Source organism: Phyllobacterium sp. P5_D12 (assembly GCF_054049495.1).
Genome location: NZ_JBFUMG010000085.1, coordinates 1 through 12,869 on the forward strand (window position 1 = coordinate 1; position 12,869 = coordinate 12,869).

A 12,869-nucleotide genomic window follows, 5' to 3' on the forward strand; every position below is an offset into this window, starting at 1 on the left:
CCGATACTTGGAAGCATCTGCTTATAGGTAGCGATATCGCCGATGACATAGGTCATTTTGCTAGCCAGATCATTGGCATCCGGCTGCACCAGGGCAGGGGAATCATCGCCGAGGATTTCCGGAATGCCACCGACGCGGCTGGCAATAACCGGCATCCCGGCAGCGAGTGCCTCGATCACGATATAGGGCAGGGCCTCGGCGCGGGAAGGGATCACCGCCACCTTGGCCAGTTTGAACGCTTCATGCGCCTTCATCGGCATGAGAAAACGAATATCTGCACCGGCTTGTTTGACGAGGCGAGTTCGATCCTTGCCGTCGCCAACCATGACTCCCGTCAGTTTCTGGCCGCTTTGACTGTTCGCTTTCGCAAGGGCGTCGATAAAGATATCGGGTCCCTTCAGTACGCGCATCTCGCCGATAAATAGAAAATCGGCGGCGTCATGCAATGCCACGATCGGTTCGAATTCACTGTCTGCCAAGCCGTTATAGATCAGCGCGAAACCGCACCGCGGTTCACCGACTTTCTTCGTATAAACGTTTTGTTCGAATGCGGAGACGAAGATGATCCTGTCGGTCATCTTCTCCATCGCGCGTTCAACCCGGAAAATCACACGGCCCTGCAGGCTGTTAGGATCGTAGTGCAAACTGCCGCCATGCGGAGAGTAAAACCGGACAACGCGCGAACCGGATACCCGCAGCCACGAGCCGAAGAGCCGCGCATAGGTGCCGCCTTTGGCACCGTGCCCATGCAGGACATCCGGCTGCAATTTCTTGATGATCCTGTATGTCCGCAGCGCCGCCATCGCATCGCCCGGACCGATCTGACGCTGCATGGCAATGCGTTTGAGACCGAGTTCAAGCCTGTCGCGCAGCCCTGCAAGCAGTGCTTCTTCGAAGTCACCGCCCGTTGATGCGTCACAGATCACGCCGACCCTGTGACCCGCCTTCACTTGCGCTTCGATGAGATCGCGCACATGGCGAAATATCCCGCCAACAGGCGCGCGAAAACAGTGAACGATGCGAAGAGATGGTTTGTCGGCCATTCCCGTGATCAGAAAAACCGCTCGCGCACATAGATCGTGTCGCCGGGCAGCACCTGATCGGAAATGGTGACGCGGCCGGTGAGGCTTTCGCCGTTGAACTGGCGCGTGATATCGACGTCGTTCTGCTGCGCGCGCGGTGTAAAGCCGCCGGCCGCGGCAATGGCTTTCTGTGCGGTCATGCCTGGAACGTAGGAGTACTGTCCGGCCGCACCCACTTCACCCATGATGAAGACAGGGCGGTAGCGATCGATCTCGACCGCCACGTCCGGATCGCGCAAATAACCTTTGCGCAGCTTGGCGGCGACTTCCTTTTCGATCTGCTGGATGGTCTTGCCGCGCGCAGGGACGCTGCCGATCAGCGGGACGGAGATATATCCAGCCTGATCGACGCTATAGGTGTTGGTAATGCCTTCCTGCTCGAACACAGTCAGCCGTATGCGGTCGCCCGCGTCCAGCATGTAAGGCTTGTTGATGGCTTCGTTGAAAGCTGCCGGGGCCGGGCGGTAACTGGCGCATCCGCCCAGCGTCATGGAAACAACGCCGATGGCCACCAGAAAGATCTGCTTGCTGAACACGTCACGAACCCTAACAAACGTTGCGGAGAAGTTTTCTCGATTCTGTGCGGGATTATCAGTTCATTAGGGTTAATGGCTGGTAAAGTTTAGCAGCGACAGGCAGGTAACTGCACGCTGTGGTTGAATACTACAACTTCTTAACTCGCTGGTTACCATGCGTCTTTACCATTATACCATTCGTATATTGGAGTGTTCTGGAATGCCCGCGAGCTCTGTCGGAAACGATGTGGACATTGATATAGGCGCGTTGTTTGCCAGTTTGTGGCGCAACAAGCTGCGAATACTCGTCGGCTCGCTGCTGTTGACGGCGCTGGCATTTCTCCTCATGTCTTTGGTCTCGCCAAAATATCGCGCCGAGACCCGCATCCTCATCGAAACGGGTGAATCGGTTTTCACCCGTCCGGCAAACCAGCAGGCGGACGATCGTCCGGTGCTTGATCAGGAGGGCATCAAGAGCCAGGTCGAACTCATAGGTTCGTCCGATCTGCTGAAACGCGTTATCGTCAAGCTCGACCTCGCGAAAAACCCCGAACTTTCCGCTGGTGCTGAACCCTCGGCGCTGTCGCGTCTGTTTGGTGCTGTTGGTATCGGTAACAACCCGGATGAAGAGACGCGCGACGATTACATTCTCCAGTCCGTACGCGATCGCTTGCTCGTTTATAATGTCGCGGCTTCGCGCGTCATTGTCATTCAGTTCTCATCGAAGGATCCGGCGCTTGCCGCATCGGTCGCCAATGCCATCGCGGACGAATATGTCGCCACGCAGCAATCGGCGAAATCCCGGGCGAACACCGATGCAGCAGGCTGGCTGCAGCCGGAGATCGCCGATCTCAGCCAACGCGTCAAGGATGCCGAGGCAAAGGTAGCGGCTTATCGTGGTTCTTCGGACCTTCTGATCGGCCAGAACAATGCTGTTCTCGCCACCCAGCAGCTTTCCGAACTTTCCACGGAACTGTCGCGGGTACGGGCAAACAGGGCGGCGAGCGAGGCAAGCGCCCAGAGTGTCCGCGCTGCGCTCGCCAAGGGTGCACCTGTCGAAACGCTGCCCGCTGTCATGGCATCGCCCCTGATCCAGCGCCTGCGCGAGCGTCAGGTACAGCTAAACAACGATATCGCCGATCTTTCTGCGTCCCTGCTCAGTGGCCATCCGCGTATTCGGGCACTGCGCTCGCAGCTCGCCGATCTCAACAACCAGATCCGCCTAGAGGCGCGCAAGGTTCTCGGTAGCCTCGAGGCCGAAGCTGAAACCGCACGTTTACGTGAGAGCCAATTGACGAGCTCGCTCAATGAGTTGAAGCAGCAATCTTCAAAAGCAGGCGAGGAAGAGGTGGAGTTGCGCGCGCTGGAGCGTGAAGCCACCGCCCAGCGGCAATTGCTCGAATCATACCTGACCCGTTACCGCGAGGCGTCGTCCCGCACGGATCGCGGCTATCTGCCCGCGGATGCGCGTATCTTCTCCCGCGCCGACAGGCCGATCGAGCCGTACTTCCCGAAGAAAATCCCGATGACGATTGCCGCATTCGTTGCTTCGCTGCTGCTCCTCAGCATCATCACTTTGCTGCGGGCTCTGTTCAGCGGGCAGGCGCTTCGCCCCGCGGCCAATACACAGCCAGTCGTCGCGGAAGCAACAACAGCCCCGGTGGCCGTTCGCGATATCCCTGAACCGGCTCGGCCTGTCGTCGAAACCGCTCAGCCCATGGCAGAGCCCGTCGCGCCCCTTGCCGCTGATATCCATGAAATGCCTGAAGAGCCGGCGGTCTCCAAAGCGAAAGAGCAGCAGGCGGAATTGGACACACAGGCCGTGGAGGCTCCAGCGGAAGCGCCGGCAATTCCCACCGGTCATTCGGGCATTGCCAATGTCGCGACGCGTTTGATGGCGAGCGGCGCAGCGCGCGCCGTGGTGGTCTCGCCCGAAGGCGACGAAGCCTCGGCCTTGACCATCCTGCTCGTGCGCGAATTGGCTGACCGGGGTGTGCGGGTCGTCCTCGTCGATATGACGGGCTCGGGTGAAATCGGCCGTTCCATGCTGGACGACAAGAACCTTCCGGGCATCACCAATCTTCTGGTTTCAGAAAAGCACTTCAGCGATGTCATCCATCCGGATCACTATTCGCAAGCCGAGATCATCCCGCTCGGCAATCACGACCCGGCGAAAGCGATGCAGTCCGTTGGCCGTTTGCCGATGATCCTCAATGCCTTGCAGTCGGCCTATGATCTTGTCGTTGTCGATGCAGGTCCGGCGACTGTTGTCGAGCTGAAGCATTTGCTGGCCGACGGAACGGAACTCATTCTTGGCGTTGTCGACCCTGACGATCCTGACGTAGCCGCTACGGCCAAGGCTGTTTACGACGCGAAGCTGCTTGAGCCCGAATTGCTGACACCCTTCGAAAAAGAGCATCTGCGCCTGGATTCCGGCCGGATTGTACGTTCGGCCTAACGTTTACCGAACAGGCGCGAACGGGCCTTTTTCACCGCGGCCCAGACGGTTTCGTTTTTCTTGATGCGGCGCACCAGCTTGCCGCGCGCATCGAGATACCCTGCGAACATTCGCCCCTTCGCCGTAAGGCTGACATCGGTGTCGTAGCTCGGCACCTCGAGATCGGACCAGCTGCGCTTGTACGGTTCATCGCCAATGCCAAAACTGTAAACGGCAAGGTCTGTCTTGCAACTGTCCTGAATGTCTTCGAAAAACAGGAACTCGCCGGGGCTGGCGCTGACCAGTTCATCCTCGGTGATGCCGATGAAATCGATGAACGTTTGTTTTCTCGCATAAGACTTGCCGAGAACCGCGCGATACTGGCCGGCTACTTCAAGCGCTTTGAGTTGAAAGCCTGGCATTGCCGATTGAACTTCGTGGGCGAACAGCTGCTGGAAGAATTCCATGGTTCCCGCCGGTTCATAGGTGTTCTTGATACCGGCCTTGGCGAGCCGCGCTGCCTTGCACTCGAAATAGTTGTTGAGCATTGCGTTGGTCTCGACGGGAGTCGTTGCCGTCACGATACGATATCCGCCTGCCTCCTCGAACCGGCGCGTGTTCTGACGATGCTTCTTCTTTTTGCGTTTGGCATTGTGCCGGCCCACCACGGTTTCAAAATCCCGGTCCAGCGTGATACCCAGGCTGATATTCGCATTCTCGCGACTTTGCAGCTGCATCAGCGGATTTGCGCTGCCGTCAAGCTCACCCAACTGCCGTACAAGCGAGACAACATCGATATCCGGCCGTGCCTTGTGCAATGCTTTGAATAGAATGGTGAGATCGGCAGCCGTAATTTGCGCGTCAGCCGCCAGCGCAGGAACATTGCAATTGGCGTGCGGTCCGCCGGGAAACACGGCAATCCGGACGGGACCTCTTTTCACAATCTCCAGCGGCAGAAGGAAAACCGGCCTTTCCGCTTCAAAGAGCGCCGCCACAAGACAGTCTGCATTGACGGACGACTGCCAGAATGAAAACCAGTTGGCGGTTTGTGCTGGACCGGCAAGAAAATCTTCGCCCAGTTCATTCCACAATGCTTTGGCTTCAAGCGGTGCAATTATTTTTGCTTGTCGTGAAGTGATGGACATTCTTGCGTTCCATTGGAGGAGATGCGAAAGGCGGCGAGGTTTTGTTGATCAACCATATATAAACGTTTAAGTCGCAAGAGTTGATGAACACAACCTCTCGGATATCTCAAATAACGCGAATTGGTGAAGGAATGGTCCACGCGGCCGACTTGATACGAAAAGCCGTGATGAGACTGGCTTGGCATAGCGGCTTTGCCTCAAGCACACGCGACCGCTTTGGCGGGCTCGGTTCCATCATCATGCTGCATCGGGTACGTCCGGATTGTATCAGTCCGCTCGGCGTCACCCGTTCACTGGCGATCACGCCCGTCTTTCTCGATCAAATCATCGTGTCGCTGAAATCCGAAGGCACGGAAATCGTCTCCATGGACGAGATGGCTGAGCGCGTTAAAGCTGGACTACCTGGCAAACGGCGCTTTGTCGCCATCACGCTCGACGATGGCTATAACGACAACCTCAATCACGCCTATCCGGTTTTCCAGAAGCACAATGCGCCGTTCACAATATATGCTGCTCCTGGTCTGATCGAGGGCGCTGCGGTGCTGTGGTGGGAGATCGCCGAAAAACTCATTGCCAAGGCAGATTCCATAGGGATCCCCGGCGGACCGGAATGGCGTTGCAAAACCCTATTTCAAAAACGCGCAACTTTTCATTCCTTGATGCGCTATTTTTCGTTCACGCTGACCGAGCTTGAGCAATTGCCGGTCCTTCGTGAAATGTGTGCGCAGGAGGGAATGATCTGCGGCGTGGCCGCCGATCAGGATGTCATGAGCTGGAAGGAAATGCGCCAGATCGCCAGCGATCCGCTGTGCACGATCGGCGCGCATACGGTTCATCACTACAACCTGAAGAAATTGGCACCGGATATGGTCGCGCAGGAAATGCGCCTGTCCGCCGATATGCTGGAAGCAGAACTCGGCAAGCGGCCCGCTCATTTCGCCTATCCATACGGCTCTTCAAAAGCTGCAGGACGACGCGAAGCCGAGATAGCCGCCGCGGAAGGTTTTGTCTCCGCCGTCACGACAAGGCACGGCACCATCCACACCGAACACCGGGCGAATATGTGGGCGCTGCCACGCATCTCCATCAACGGCCGCTTCCAGAAACTGGTCTACGCCAGGACGATGATGAGCGGCGTGACGACGCCGATCGCCAATGCGGGAAGGCGAGTGGTCCAGGCCTAGAGCAAGTCTAGGGCACATTGTCGGCGCCTCCCCACAGGCGTATCCTCAATCAGCGTAGCTGGGAGAGTGAGATGGATGATCGAACCGTGCGGATGGCGCTGGAGCGCCATTGGGATGCTTCGGACGCGAGCGATTTCAAGGTCGAACATGAAATCTACCGCGAGGATGCCGTGCTCTATTATCCTCAATCTGGCGAACGGATACACGGGCGGAAAAACATTCAAGAAAGCCGGTTCGTCCAGCCAATGAAGAAGCGTTTTACGATCCAGCGAATTATCGGTAGCGGCGATCTCTGGGTCACTGAATACGTACTCGCCTATGACGGCGTACCGTCTTATGTGGTGAGCATCATGGAATTCCACGAAGGACTTGTGGCAAATGAAACGCAATATTTCGCCGATCGGTTTGATCCGGCACCCTCACGCGCGCATCTTGTCGAGCGAGTATCAGGGTGAATTCTTCTTCGGCGCCTTTTCCATCCAGCTGATGATGAACATCGCCGGTACGACCCAAAGGAATCCTGTCCCGAAGAAATAGAGCAGGTGAACCCACGGACCGGAATTGCCAAGCAGCGCGACGGCAAAGATCGTTGCGACGATTGCATAGACGCAGACGAGCGCCACGAGCAKAAATGTTCCGATGAGTTTCTTCAGCCTTACAGGCATTGCGCTATCCAGTCTTACAATTTCCGGCCATCCTCTAACGGTAAACAAAACTGCCGGAAAGCAAAAAAGCCATTGCGGTGATAAAAAGCTGGCCATTCCAGGCGGAGCGGCCAGCTTTTCGCCGTTAGAGCTGTTTTACGCTTGAGCAAAATCCTGGCTGATATTGGTGGACCCACTGTGTCTTCGTGGTACTGCTGCTGGACACCCATTGGGTCATGCCCTGCAACGTGTCGAAGAGGAGTTTCGAACGTTCCGTCACCTTGTTGTTGAAGGCGCCACCATCGGATTTGACCTTGAAGGAAAGTTCAGCAATCGCAGGCTTTGCGGCAGTGCCGACATACCATAGCGTCAGCGAGAAATCCGCGTCCTTTGCGCCAAGGTCGCTATCGACACCGGTATAGGTATGTTCGGTAATATCGAGCTTGCCAACAGGACTCAAAGTATCCTTCTTCGGCAGATTGAGTGATTTGATGCCCGGGAAGAGGCCGGTTACATCATCCAGACTGTTCAGTTTTTTCGTCGCAGCCAGCGGTTCTGTCGTCGAATGCGAAAAGGTTTCCTTGTAAGGCGGCACGATGTCGTCTTCGAGCTTGGTCTTGGCTCCGGAAACGCTACCGCTGACATCAGTGGCCTCGGCCGTCGATTGACTGGACGAGCGGAATTTGAGCGTGATTTCACTGGCCGCGTCGTCGCCGCGTGTGCGTAGCATGTAGCCCGACGCATTCAGGTGGCAGGTGCCGGGCRAATCATAAAAGCGCACGGTGCGCGTTTCGTCTTCGGTGAACTTGCCATCAACGCTGCGATCGAAATTTGCCGTCTTCAGTTGGGCTTTCAGATCAGTCAGGAACTGATTGGCAACTGTTGCGGGTTGCTTGTCGAAGACGGATGGTGTGAGCAGGATCTTGTATTCCTTGCTCGCCAACACGTCTGCAGCCTGAGCAGCACAGGTGACATAGACGATGGCGGCAGCCGTGCCGGCTGCGATTTTCAACCAATTAAACATCATAACCTCTCAGATTAAAGGGATATTGCCGGGCACGATGCCAGGCGCAAATTGCTCTGGCAGTGTGGCGAATAAGCGATGACGCCTTCGTGACGGCGCAGACCTGGACGCGACGGCGTGTCGCGTGAACTGCGCTTGTCATGCAACCGCTTATGCTGCACCTATCGGCGCAATAAGGAGCGTCTTGCATGGCTGCCAATACACTATCCCAGGGCACGATTGTCTCGGTTCAGGACCGTGAAGCGCGAAACCGCCGATATATCCGCATCTGGCTTTATCTGGTGCTGAGCGTTCTGGCGACCATCGTCCTTGTCGGTGGTGCAACGCGGATGACCGGCTCCGGCCTTTCCATCACCGAATGGAAACCTATCCACGGCATCATACCGCCGTTCGGCCATTATCAATGGATGGAGGAGTTCGATAAATACCGGCAGATCCCGCAATATCAGCAGCTGAACAAGGGCATGAGCCTTGCGGAGTTCCAGCAAATCTTCTGGTGGGAATGGGCGCATCGCTTTCTCGCGCGCGGCGTCGGCTTTCTCGTCGCATTACCGCTCGTGTTCTTCTGGCTTACCGGCAGGCTGGAGCGCCGGTTGAAGCCGCGCATGATCTTCATTCTGGCGCTCGGCGCTTTGCAGGGTGCCGTCGGCTGGTGGATGGTCGCATCGGGGCTGGTCGACCGTGTCGACGTCAGCCAGTACCGGCTCGCCACGCATCTCACGCTCGCCTGCATTATTTTCGCGGCGGTCATGTATGTCGCGCGGGGCCTTGCCGTCTATTCCGAAGCGCCGGCCAATCGCCGCATCCAGCGCCTTGCCGGCTGGTTCGTGCTCTTTGTCTTCATCCAGATTTATCTCGGAGCTTTGGTCGCTGGACTTGACGCAGGCCTTTCCTATAATACTTGGCCGCTGATGGATGGGTCAGTCATTCCCGGCGATCTCTTCCCGATCCAGCCGATCTGGCACAATTTCTTCGAAAGCCCGAAGACAGTGCAATTCGTCCATCGCTGCTTTGCTTATTTCGTGTTGATCGTGGCTATCTGGCAGGCTGTATCGACAGTCCGGCAAGCCCCCGGCACCACCCATGCGCGCCGCGCCGTGCTTCTTGTCGTTCTGGTAACCCTGCAAGCGGCGATCGGCATCACGACGCTGTTGCTGCAGGTGCCGATCGGCCTCGGGCTGCTTCACCAGTTCTTTGCGATCGTCATTCTCGGCTTTTCCGTCGCCCATTGGCGCGCGACCAAGGGCGCTTATCCGCGTGAGACAGAAGTCGTCGCTGGGCGCTAGGTATCGCGTGCCCAAAGCTGGGGCACTTCCTTGTAGGTGTGAATTACATTGTCGGCGTGGACTAATATCAAACCGTCAGATTGCGCCTGCGTTATCAGCATCCGGTCGAAGGGGTCGGGATGCGACCATGCGAGTTGTCCCGCAAGTTCTGCATGATGCGGCGATATGGAGAGCGGCAAAAAGCCATTTCGCTGGATGGCTGCATGGGGCGAGCCGGAAAATCGTAATTTGCCCTTGGCACTTTGGATGGCGATTTCCCAGATCGATGCTGCGCTGATGTAGATTTGGTTGTCAGGATTGGCAATTGCGTCGCGAGTTACAGTGCCGAGTCTATCGGCGCCCTCATCCCACCTGAGAAAAACATGTGTGTCGAGCAGCAGCTGCATTACAATATGTCATCGTTGAACAGTGCTGCGATTTCCGGATCCAACGCGTCGAAGTCTTCGGCAATATAGGAAATCCCGAGTGCATGAGCAGGCTTGCGCGGCTCCTGCTGTTTCGGCAAAGGGCCGAGTTTTGCGAGCGGGATACCATTCTTCGCGATGATGACCTCTTCGCCAGACGCCGCACGATCCACCAMACTTGAAAGGTTCGTCTTCGCATCATAGAGGTTGATCTGGTTCACAATTCTCTCCTTGACCAAGTAGACCAAAGGTACCATGGGCACACCTTTTGGTCAACTTGGTCAATACGGCTCAAATTGTTTGGAGCACGCGCCGGATTGCCTCTGCCACGCCAAGGCTGCGCTTCGACTCGTCAAAATTCTCGTCCTCGTCATGCCATGAGGCTGAGAGGCAGGCATGGGTCATGCCAAAGCCCAGAATGGTTTCTATATCGCGGTTGAAAGCTTGCGAGAACGTCTGCGCCATGGTTGCAATGCGACACTCGCTCACACGCAGATCGTCGCGATCCAGCGGGTTATAGAACATATTGGCGATGTCAAACATTGGATCGCCGATCAGGCCCTTGGGATCGATCACCAGCCAGCCGCGTTTCCCGTGCAGCACGTTCTCGTGGTGCAGATCACTATGCAGCGGCTGGACGTTTTGTTGATTGGTCAGGAGCATGTCTGCAACGGCCGCCGCTTCGACGAACTGGCTGTTCACCCCACGTGTCAGGTCCGCCTCAGCCTTCTTGAACAGGCTGGCGAAATGCGTCCGCAACGGTATGAGTCCCGGGGGGAAGCGCCGGTTTTGCAGTTTCGACTGCATGAGGCGCAGGAACACATTGACAAAGGTCTGCGTCGCGTCGTCGTCACCGTGTTCGTTGAGATGATCAAGCAGGGTGCGCGCGCCGGCATATTCAAGCAGGAGGTTATTACCCCGCTGCGCCAGCAAACGAATACAGCCATTGCCGTCGTGCCAGTCCAGATAGCGCGTGCCACCCAACTCTTCCCGCACACCGAGCGGTGTCAGATGTTTGATTATTGCGGGCTCGCCATCTTCCAGCCGCACCTTGACGATTCGGCTGGTGGCGGTCTCGGCGACGAGTTCGGGGGAGAAAACTTTCCACTCCGGTGGGAAAGTCTCCGCTATTGCATCAAGCATTTCCAAGCATCAAGTCCAGATTCTGCACCGCAGCCCCCGATGCACCCTTGCCGAGATTGTCGAGCAGGGCGACGAGATTGACCTGACCAGTGCCTTCAGTACCGAACACATAGAGCTTCATGATGTCCGTATCGCGCAGCTCTTCCGGATCAAGGCGGGGCAACATGGCGCTTTCGGCCAGCGGCACCACCTGCACGATATTCTGGCCCTCATAATGGGCGCTGAGCGCTGCATGGATATCCACCATTGATGGATTACCATCCAGGTCCGCGGTAAACAGTGGCACTTGAACGATCATGCCTTGTGCAAAACGTCCGACGCTTGGCGAAAAGATAGGTTTGCGATCCAGATGCCCATGCACCTGTAACTCCGGCACGTGCTTGTGCTTCAGCGGCATCGCATAAATGAAGTGATTTGCGTCGATACGATCAGGCGCATCCGGATTCTCCATCTGTGCGATCAATTGCTTGCCGCCGCCGGTATAGCCGGAGACCGCATTGACCGTGACCGGATAATCGCCGGGCAGGATGCCCGCATCGCGCAACGGCCGAACCAGCGAAATCGCGCCAGTCGGGTAGCAGCCGGGGTTGGCGACGAGCCGCGCATCGACGATTTTTTGCCGCTGGGCGTGGTCGAGCTCGGCAAAACCATAGGCCCAGTCCGGATGCACGCGGTGCGCGGTCGAGGTATCGATGATCTTTGTCGAGTTATGCCCTTCGAGAATGGATACGGCTTCCTTCGAAGCATCGTCGGGCAGGCAGAGGATGGCGACATCCGATTCCTTGAGAAAGTCCGCGCGCATATCCTTGTTGCGCCGCTCGGCTTCCGGAATGGACAGCACCTCGAGATCGTCGCGGCCGGCGAGCCGTGTGCGGATCTGCAGGCCGGTGGTGCCGTGTTCGCCATCGATGAAGATTTTCGGTTTCATGAAGATGTCCTTGGGAAGCTTGAAATTCAGATAGTTGGCGCGGGAACCCGATTCAATGTCTCAGCTTCGTCGAGCCTTCTTTTCTGCAAGGATACCAAGGTAATACATCGCGATTGTGGCACCTGCGATCGCCGTCACGTCGGCATGGTCATAGGCGGGCGCAACTTCAACCACATCCGCGCCGACAATGTTCAGCTCCGTCAGATGCCGCAGCACGGAGAGTATCTTTGCCGAGGAGGGCCCGCCAGCGACAGGCGTTCCCGTACCCGGTGCAAAGGCCGGGTCGAGGCAATCGATGTCGAAGGTCAGATACACCTTCCTGCCTGCCGTCCGGGCAATGATCTGCTGGGCGATGTCCGCTGCGGACATTTCCTCGACCTCGTAGCCGTAGACGATCTTCAATCCGCAATCGTCGGGAGCGTGGGTGCGAATACCGACCTGGATCGAATGAGCAGGATCGATCACCCCATCACGCGCGGCGCGGCCAACGAACGATCCATGATCGATACGCTTGCCGTCATCGTACCAGGTGTCCTGATGCGCATCGAACTGTACCAGCGCCACCGGGCCATGCCTTGCCGCATGCGCCTTGAGGATCGGCCACGTCACGAAATGGTCGCCGCCGAGCGACAGGAGAAACGCACCGGACTTGATGATTTTTGCAGCTTCCCGCTCGATCGTCGCCGGGGTTTTCTGGTGGTTGCCGTAGTCGAGAAGGCAATCGCCGTAGTCGATCACTGCCAGATCGGCAAACAGATCGCGCTGGAAAGGATATTGCGGATCATTGTCGAAGATCGCCGAGGCCCGCCGTATCGCCTGCGGGCCAAACCGCGCGCCGGGCCGGTTGGAGACAGCGGCGTCGAACGGAATGCCCCAGACGACCGCCTCGGCACCATTCAGATTCTTCGTATAGCGTCGGCGCATGAAGGAGAGGGCACCCGCATGGGTAGGATCAGTCGCCGCGCTGGTCAGGTTGCGCGCTGTAAAGGCGTGGTCGATGGACTTCGATGGCATGGGTCTGGCTCCGGGGGAAATTTCATGCGCGACGTTTATCYCCCCCTTGGTGGGGGAGAAAGG

14 protein-coding genes are annotated in these 12,869 nt (G+C 57.2%); 4 read left to right on the forward strand and 10 right to left on the reverse strand.

All coding sequences use genetic code 11. From position 1 onward, the window contains the following. Both ACXJ5O_RS08385 and ACXJ5O_RS08390 read right to left on the reverse strand, forming a co-directional pair. On the reverse strand, nucleotides 1-1,043 hold a 1,043-nt coding region (locus tag ACXJ5O_RS08385; protein ID WP_457299485.1), incomplete at its 3' end, for a glycosyltransferase family 4 protein. Nucleotides 1,044-1,051: 8 nt separating this feature from the next. After that, nucleotides 1,052-1,573, reverse strand: coding sequence for a polysaccharide biosynthesis/export family protein (locus tag ACXJ5O_RS08390; RefSeq protein ID WP_162701976.1), 522 nt, complete (start codon nucleotides 1,571-1,573; stop codon nucleotides 1,052-1,054). A gap of 271 nt (nucleotides 1,574-1,844) precedes the next feature. Here ACXJ5O_RS08390 and ACXJ5O_RS08395 point away from each other — a divergent pair, with 271 nt between their 5' ends. Continuing rightward, complete coding sequence (locus tag ACXJ5O_RS08395; RefSeq protein ID WP_457299486.1) at nucleotides 1,845-4,055, forward strand: GumC family protein; 2,211 nt, start codon at nucleotides 1,845-1,847, stop codon at nucleotides 4,053-4,055. On the opposite strand, the gene ACXJ5O_RS08400 is transcribed toward ACXJ5O_RS08395, so the two are convergent. Beyond that, nucleotides 4,052-5,179, reverse strand: a complete 1,128-nt coding sequence (locus ACXJ5O_RS08400; RefSeq protein ID WP_457299487.1) for a GNAT family N-acetyltransferase — start codon at nucleotides 5,177-5,179, stop codon at nucleotides 4,052-4,054. The two genes, ACXJ5O_RS08395 and ACXJ5O_RS08400, sit on opposite strands and share 4 nt — an antisense overlap. Before the next feature lie 167 nt (nucleotides 5,180-5,346). Between ACXJ5O_RS08400 and ACXJ5O_RS08405 the strand changes: the two genes are divergently transcribed. Beyond that, nucleotides 5,347-6,363, forward strand: coding sequence for a polysaccharide deacetylase family protein (locus ACXJ5O_RS08405; RefSeq protein WP_457299488.1), 1,017 nt, complete (start codon nucleotides 5,347-5,349; stop codon nucleotides 6,361-6,363). 71 nt (nucleotides 6,364-6,434) lie between these two features. After that, complete coding sequence (locus tag ACXJ5O_RS08410; RefSeq protein WP_457299489.1) at nucleotides 6,435-6,818, forward strand: nuclear transport factor 2 family protein; 384 nt, start codon at nucleotides 6,435-6,437, stop codon at nucleotides 6,816-6,818. On the opposite strand, the gene ACXJ5O_RS08415 is transcribed toward ACXJ5O_RS08410, so the two are convergent. Together ACXJ5O_RS08415 and ACXJ5O_RS08420 are read right to left on the reverse strand one after the other, a co-directional pair. Then, the gene (locus ACXJ5O_RS08415) at nucleotides 6,810-7,028 is read right to left on the reverse strand and encodes a DUF2842 domain-containing protein (protein WP_457299490.1); all 219 of its coding nucleotides are present in this window, start codon (nucleotides 7,026-7,028) and stop codon (nucleotides 6,810-6,812) included. The two genes, ACXJ5O_RS08410 and ACXJ5O_RS08415, sit on opposite strands and share 9 nt — an antisense overlap. Nucleotides 7,029-7,152: 124 nt before the next feature. Further along, nucleotides 7,153-8,034, reverse strand: coding sequence for a hypothetical protein (locus ACXJ5O_RS08420; protein ID WP_457299491.1), 882 nt, complete (start codon nucleotides 8,032-8,034; stop codon nucleotides 7,153-7,155). 185 nt (nucleotides 8,035-8,219) lie between these two features. Here ACXJ5O_RS08420 and ACXJ5O_RS08425 point away from each other — a divergent pair, with 185 nt between their 5' ends. Next, nucleotides 8,220-9,317, forward strand: coding sequence for a COX15/CtaA family protein (locus tag ACXJ5O_RS08425; protein ID WP_457299492.1), 1,098 nt, complete (start codon nucleotides 8,220-8,222; stop codon nucleotides 9,315-9,317). Here the strand turns inward: ACXJ5O_RS08425 and ACXJ5O_RS08430 are convergent. From ACXJ5O_RS08430 to speB, 5 genes are all read right to left on the reverse strand, one after another. Continuing rightward, nucleotides 9,314-9,703 carry a type II toxin-antitoxin system VapC family toxin gene (locus ACXJ5O_RS08430; protein WP_457299493.1) on the reverse strand — a complete coding sequence of 130 codons (390 nt, stop codon included), beginning with the start codon at nucleotides 9,701-9,703 and terminating at the stop codon, nucleotides 9,314-9,316. The two genes, ACXJ5O_RS08425 and ACXJ5O_RS08430, sit on opposite strands and share 4 nt — an antisense overlap. Next, nucleotides 9,703-9,942, reverse strand: a complete 240-nt coding sequence (locus ACXJ5O_RS08435) for a type II toxin-antitoxin system Phd/YefM family antitoxin (RefSeq protein ID WP_457299494.1) — start codon at nucleotides 9,940-9,942, stop codon at nucleotides 9,703-9,705. The genes ACXJ5O_RS08430 and ACXJ5O_RS08435 overlap by 1 nt, the downstream gene beginning before the upstream one ends. Before the next feature lie 70 nt (nucleotides 9,943-10,012). After that, a complete protein-coding gene (locus ACXJ5O_RS08440; RefSeq protein ID WP_457299495.1) occupies nucleotides 10,013-10,864 on the reverse strand; it encodes an aminoglycoside phosphotransferase family protein in 852 nt (283 codons plus the stop codon). Next, nucleotides 10,857-11,792 (reverse strand): N-acetyl-gamma-glutamyl-phosphate reductase, encoded by a 936-nt coding sequence (argC, locus tag ACXJ5O_RS08445; RefSeq protein WP_457299496.1) that lies wholly within the window; start codon nucleotides 11,790-11,792, stop codon nucleotides 10,857-10,859. The genes ACXJ5O_RS08440 and argC overlap by 8 nt, the downstream gene beginning before the upstream one ends. A gap of 60 nt (nucleotides 11,793-11,852) precedes the next feature. Next, nucleotides 11,853-12,806: an agmatinase gene (gene speB / locus ACXJ5O_RS08450; RefSeq protein ID WP_457299497.1), complete on the reverse strand. Its 954-nt coding sequence runs from the start codon at nucleotides 12,804-12,806 to the stop codon at nucleotides 11,853-11,855. Nucleotides 12,807-12,869 lie beyond the last annotated feature (63 nt).

Coding starts and splice junctions, on each gene's coding strand:
- speB (WP_457299497.1), bottom strand. CDS start 12,806: ATGCCATCGAAGTCCATCGACCACGCCTTTACAGCGCGCAACCTGACC.
- ACXJ5O_RS08400 (WP_457299487.1), bottom strand. CDS start 5,179: ATGTCCATCACTTCACGACAAGCAAAAATAATTGCACCGCTTGAAGCC.
- ACXJ5O_RS08430 (WP_457299493.1), bottom strand. CDS start 9,703: ATGCAGCTGCTGCTCGACACACATGTTTTTCTCAGGTGGGATGAGGGC.
- ACXJ5O_RS08425 (WP_457299492.1), top strand. CDS start 8,220: ATGGCTGCCAATACACTATCCCAGGGCACGATTGTCTCGGTTCAGGAC.
- ACXJ5O_RS08405 (WP_457299488.1), top strand. CDS start 5,347: ATGAGACTGGCTTGGCATAGCGGCTTTGCCTCAAGCACACGCGACCGC.
- argC (WP_457299496.1), bottom strand. CDS start 11,792: ATGAAACCGAAAATCTTCATCGATGGCGAACACGGCACCACCGGCCTG.
- ACXJ5O_RS08440 (WP_457299495.1), bottom strand. CDS start 10,864: ATGCTTGATGCAATAGCGGAGACTTTCCCACCGGAGTGGAAAGTTTTC.
- ACXJ5O_RS08390 (WP_162701976.1), bottom strand. CDS start 1,573: ATGACGCTGGGCGGATGCGCCAGTTACCGCCCGGCCCCGGCAGCTTTC.
- ACXJ5O_RS08410 (WP_457299489.1), top strand. CDS start 6,435: ATGGATGATCGAACCGTGCGGATGGCGCTGGAGCGCCATTGGGATGCT.